The following is a 4,848-nucleotide window of genomic DNA, read 5'->3' on the forward strand; positions in this document are numbered from 1 at the left end:
GGTCGCTGTTTGGACTCGGCGGTGCTATAGCAGCATTCCTCCTTCCTGCACACATCATCATTCAGGGAATCCTGATCCCTGCAGGCATACTCCCGCAGGACTTGCTCAATTATTAGAGGGTGGCTGCACTCATCAGCCATCCTATAGTAAAGATTTACTTCCTCGCAATAATCTGCTTCCCCCTATATCACGCAGCCCACCGAATCCGCATGACCCTCGAAGACCTGCGGATACACTGGCTCGAAAGCATCCTCCCCATTGTATGCTACGGCGGAGCAACAGCCCTAAGCATTGCAGCCCTGATAGTCGTCCTTAAATAGGGACGCGTTTATTTTACGGATGTAGGCCAGGCAGCTACAAATAAATGGTCGTTATCTCATGTGCAATATGACATGTGTAATATGACAAGTTGAGGTTTCCTCCCTTTTCTGTTATGTTAGGCATAAAGAAGATTCTCCTTATTTTAGAAACAGCATAAGGCTGGAAACTAAAGGGGGTACCGCCAATGAAGACCATCAAAGAAGAGGCCAAAAAATTAATAGACAAGCTTCCGGACGAGGTTACATGGGATGATATTATGGCAGAACTTTATTTCAGGCAACAGGTTGAACAAGGAATGAAAGATGTAGCTGAAGGACGGGTATATTCACATGATCAGGTAAAGAAGATGGTGACGGAATGGCGGAAATCATCTGGTCGGCTTTAGCAAAAGAACATCTCCGTGAGATTGATGCATATATTGCAAAAGGCTCACCGTTTTATTCAATAATATTCATTGACAAGTTGATTGCCTCTGTAGAAAAGATTGCTTTATTCCCCAAAAGTGGAAGAGTTGTCCCGGAATTTGGAGAGGAGAATTTAAGAGAGATTTTCTTTCACAAATACAGAGTTGTCTATTCAATTATAGACGATAATGTAACAATACTGGCCATTGTTCATGGGGCAATGGACATAAAGAAAAACCGGGAACGTGATCCATGGGACGTTACGTAATATTGAATACGAGGGCACCCACTGAGTTCTTGAGGCAAATAGGTACTTAAATAAGGACAGCGACTATTTACAGGGCGCGACACGGTTTACATCAGCAAGATACATAGTGGTTATCCCTGCACAAATTTCCAGAAACAAATATTTTAACGAAGATAGAGAGGAGAAAGTTTGGGCTATGAGAAAAATCTTTTTCTTGTTGATTATAGCAGTCTTGATCAGTGGGTGTGCTATGATCGGAGACCATGCCAGAGGCGGACGCACCAAAATTGATTATTTTGCCGAACAACAATTGTCGTTTGTTAATTATAGTAAAAATATTTATCCAGCCCATGACAAGAATTACCCCATTGATTTGTACTTTGAAGACAAACCACAAAAACCATATGAAGTTATAGGTGAGATTATAGGGTTTTTTACTCATGATAATGATTTGAGAGCATTACTGGAAGCAAGAGCAAGACAAGTAGGTGCCGATGCTGTTATAGATATTCAGACTTCACTGGGTACTATAACGAATACTGGTATTACTCAACGATCAGTTAGTGACTCAGTTGGAAATATTGTAGGAACAATGCCTGTTGCTACAACATCGTCACAAAAAGTTGTGAACATAAAAGCAAAAGTGATTAATTATAAACAATAAAAAATTTATATTAAGAATCCCGTGGGACAACGTTTATATCCCTGCATGTCCTTTGTTGTCTTAACATGTTTTGTCGCTTCCATCCAGATCTCACACTCAGAACCTCACAGTTAGAATTTCCGTTGACGCATAAACTTCATCTTTGCTATTCTGATCTCGAAAAGGTAAATTCATAGTGAGGAAAAAGAAGGAAAAGGTGGCTGATTGAGTATTGAAAATGCAATAATACAATTATTCACAGATAGACCTGAAAAGATTTTTGGAGTGCAAGAGATTTATGGTGGCCTTCAAACATATTACCAACTTTCAGATTTTCAGAGAGAATTAGACCCAAAACATCCACAACCACGCTTTCATCATGAAGTAAGGAGCATACTGGCAAGATTAGAAAAGCAAGGCATAATAGAGAATCTTGGACGAAATAAAAGAAGATTGAAACTTGTGTAGAAGGCAGGGTAGAGTTAAACAGGTACAACGACTATTTTATGTTACTATGCGGTTTACATAAGTAAGATAAATAGTTGCAGTCTCTGTTTAAATTACCATAATTACAGAATATTACAATGAACTTATTGAATAACCAGTAAGAACTGCAGCGTTTGATGTGAGTGTTGTTAAATATAGGTGCAAAGTATGCCCACAAATCGCGTTGAAGAACGAATTAGATCTATTCTCGAAAAATGCGGCTTCCGCTGTGAACGGTTTTCCAAAAAAGAATGTACAGTCGGAAAGCCGCCGGACTTTCGGGTATACCAAGGGCCAGAATTTTGTTTCTATTGCGAGGTAAAGGGCATAGACTGCGACCTCTGGTTAGATCGTCTTCTTGATGGAAGTCCTCCGATGACTCTTGTTGGTGGTAGTCGTAATGATCCTGTATACAACCGGATAGCTGATGACATTCATCAAGCGGTGCGACAGTTCGATGCCGTCAACCCAGATTTAGAACACCCCAATGTGCTGGCTTTCTTGAATGATCCTGGATCACATTGTGACTATGGAGACCTTATTGGTGTGTTGACTGGCCAATTTATTACGGATAATGGCAGACTGCTTCCGCTCTTCACTTCTTACTCCGAAGGACGTATTCGTGAGGAGAAGTTACGTGTTAACCTTTACATCTGGATTGAGGGTGATGGACGTCAGCACTTCTTCTTCCCTGATATTAACCGAGAACATGAACGAAACATATGCAAGTGGTTCGGTAAGGATCCCGATTCAATTCTGAGTCTTGACGCCTGACGATCGGGTAATTTGAGTGTCCTGCGGAGTTAAATAGGGACAGCGACCATTTATCTTACAGATGTGACCATGTAGTGACAAATAAATAGTCGCTGTCCCGAAATTTGAAAAATAAAGGCTGGCTATTTTTCAAGCAGGGTCTTTAACTTATCCAGGTCCCTTGTAACTGCCTTTATGTCCTCGGCAAACATTTGGTCTGACATGTCCGGTCGCCGGTACAACGTGAAGATTAATTCACTGCCATCGTTATTGGGAAATACGCGCATGGGGTTATAGACTTTCGCTCTGGATGGCAAAGTGACGTTGTGATCCAGAATACCGGATTTATTTTTATCAGCGAATTTAACTTTGACTCTTCCCATCGGGGATTCGGCGATCCAGTCACCATTGACGTTCTTTATAGAACCGCTGAGTCCTGCGGCCCATTTGGGCAGATTCTCAGGATTTAAGACGAATTCGTAAACCTGATCCGCCGGGTGATTGATCGAAACACTGATATGCTGAGATTTAAACGTCATTGAAGTCTCCTTATTTTCATTATATTTCGATATAGGATAGGAATTGTACTCTTCCTGATAAAAAGGTAGCAGTCAGAAAATCTCCTGTCAAAGGAAATCTTGTCTGACGCTATAGGATATTCAAAATATAAGTTTGGATAAAAGACTCTAAATAACTCTTGATTTAATTAATCGTATTTTATATATTGTCTCATAGCAACAGGAGGTCCTGATATAATGCGCTTTATCGGACGTGAGAATGAACTCGAAGCGTTAATCCGACGCTATGATGGCAGCAAGGCCGAACTTTTTATAGTGTATGGCAGACGCAGAATAGGCAAATCCGAACTGTTGCTGCACATTGCAAAAGGGCGGCGGTATGTCTATTATGAGGCTTCTTTGCAGGATGAGGCTTTAAACCTGAGGGATTTTCAGGATAGCGTTGTGTCGTCCCTTCCCGGGGATGCGGTGCTTTCCGGTGTTGCATTCCATGCGCAGAATTTCCATTGACAGAAAAATCTCATATTGCTATCCTCACTTCAGAAAAGCAATTTCCTAAAAGAATCCAAAGAAATCTGGGAGAAGAAAAGCCAACAATGTATAGATGTTAGGGCTTTTCTAATAATCTAAAAATCTAAATGGAAATTCAGATCGACCATCATACGTTAGAACGTGCAGGGGAACGTGGCACCGACGAAACTGTATATGTCTTTTATGGTAAATGGGAGGAAGGGCAATGAACATAGTTTACGACGATAAAACAGATCTCCTTTATATCCGGTTGGATGACAGAAAACAGGAGGTTATAAACAGGAGGGTTACAGAAGATATTGTGCTGGATATCGGGGAGGGTGATAGAATAATCGGCATCGAGATTCTCGATGCCTCAGAGCATGTCACTCTGGACAGGCTCTTGCCTATTAGATACGAAATCACGAAGACATAAGAGGTAACCGCTTCGATTATGTCTCCTCCGCAATCTGCCTGCCAAACATTTTAAGTATCCTGCCCGCCTGACGTGTGAGTTTTTTGTTGTGGTTCACCACGACTGTCACGTCCTGGGTAACCGGTACCACTTCATTCCCAGATATTCGGGACCACCATTTTTAACATGTTATTTTGTCCTGATACATTCCTTGACTTTACCATAAATCTTTAATATTATTCACAATATGAATGATAATCATTCACGTGCTGAATTAAATTACAAACGACGCTGGATTGGTGAACAGGTAAAGTCCGGCATAGGTATTTTCCCTGTTGTTGTGATTTCAGGGGCGAGACAGGTGGGTAAGAGTACCTTTCTGCAGAATGAGTTTCAGGACTTTAAGTATGTAAGCCTGGATGATTTTTCTACTCTTGAGCAAGCCAGGAAAGATCCATTATCACTCTGGAAGGATAACGATAGGGTTATTATTGATGAGGCACAGAAGGCCCCGGAGGTGCTTAATGCGATCAAACTTTCTGTTGACAGAA

General features: G+C 41.3%; 12 protein-coding genes. 11 read left to right on the top strand and 1 reads right to left on the bottom strand.

The window, feature by feature from the left end:
* The 8 genes from HZA08_11655 to HZA08_11690 all read left to right on the top strand — a co-directional run.
* The coding region (locus HZA08_11655) for a fumarate reductase subunit D (GenBank protein MBI5194078.1) at positions 1–116 on the top strand (116 nt) is incomplete at its 5' end.
* 3 nt (positions 117–119) lie between these two features.
* The gene (locus tag HZA08_11660; protein ID MBI5194079.1) at positions 120–320 is read left to right on the top strand and encodes a hypothetical protein; all 201 of its coding nucleotides are present in this window, start codon (positions 120–122) and stop codon (positions 318–320) included.
* Positions 321–505: 185 nt separating this feature from the next.
* Complete coding sequence (locus tag HZA08_11665) at positions 506–706, top strand: hypothetical protein (protein MBI5194080.1); 201 nt, start codon at positions 506–508, stop codon at positions 704–706.
* Positions 679–993, top strand: a complete 315-nt coding sequence (locus HZA08_11670; protein MBI5194081.1) for a type II toxin-antitoxin system RelE/ParE family toxin — start codon at positions 679–681, stop codon at positions 991–993. The genes HZA08_11665 and HZA08_11670 overlap by 28 nt, the downstream gene beginning before the upstream one ends.
* 106 nt (positions 994–1,099) lie before the next feature.
* Entirely contained in the window at positions 1,100–1,636 is a 537-nt protein-coding gene (locus HZA08_11675; protein ID MBI5194082.1) for a hypothetical protein, read from the top strand.
* 204 nt (positions 1,637–1,840) lie between these two features.
* Positions 1,841–2,083: a hypothetical protein gene (locus tag HZA08_11680; protein ID MBI5194083.1), complete on the top strand. Its 243-nt coding sequence runs from the start codon at positions 1,841–1,843 to the stop codon at positions 2,081–2,083.
* Between the two features lie 202 nt (positions 2,084–2,285).
* Positions 2,286–2,423, top strand: a complete 138-nt coding sequence (locus tag HZA08_11685) for a hypothetical protein (protein MBI5194084.1) — start codon at positions 2,286–2,288, stop codon at positions 2,421–2,423.
* Between the two features lie 53 nt (positions 2,424–2,476).
* The gene (locus HZA08_11690; protein ID MBI5194085.1) at positions 2,477–2,875 is read left to right on the top strand and encodes a hypothetical protein; all 399 of its coding nucleotides are present in this window, start codon (positions 2,477–2,479) and stop codon (positions 2,873–2,875) included.
* A gap of 122 nt (positions 2,876–2,997) precedes the next feature.
* Here HZA08_11690 and HZA08_11695 read toward each other — a convergent pair whose 3' ends face one another.
* On the bottom strand, positions 2,998–3,393 hold the full coding sequence (locus HZA08_11695) for an SRPBCC family protein (GenBank protein ID MBI5194086.1): 396 nt from the start codon (positions 3,391–3,393) through the stop codon (positions 2,998–3,000).
* A 216-nt stretch (positions 3,394–3,609) separates the two neighbouring features.
* Between HZA08_11695 and HZA08_11700 the strand changes: the two genes are divergently transcribed.
* The 3 genes from HZA08_11700 to HZA08_11710 form a co-directional block, all read left to right on the top strand.
* The gene (locus HZA08_11700; GenBank protein ID MBI5194087.1) at positions 3,610–3,882 is read left to right on the top strand and encodes an ATP-binding protein; all 273 of its coding nucleotides are present in this window, start codon (positions 3,610–3,612) and stop codon (positions 3,880–3,882) included.
* 226 nt (positions 3,883–4,108) lie between these two features.
* Positions 4,109–4,318, top strand: coding sequence for a DUF2283 domain-containing protein (locus tag HZA08_11705; GenBank protein ID MBI5194088.1), 210 nt, complete (start codon positions 4,109–4,111; stop codon positions 4,316–4,318).
* 226 nt (positions 4,319–4,544) lie between these two features.
* Positions 4,545–4,848 (top strand): AAA family ATPase (locus HZA08_11710; protein ID MBI5194089.1); only part of this gene is annotated, 304 nt, incomplete at its 3' end.

The sequence above is a fragment of the Nitrospirota bacterium genome (assembly GCA_016212215.1).
In the GTDB taxonomy this organism is placed as follows: domain Bacteria; phylum Nitrospirota; class 9FT-COMBO-42-15; order HDB-SIOI813; family HDB-SIOI813; genus JACRGV01.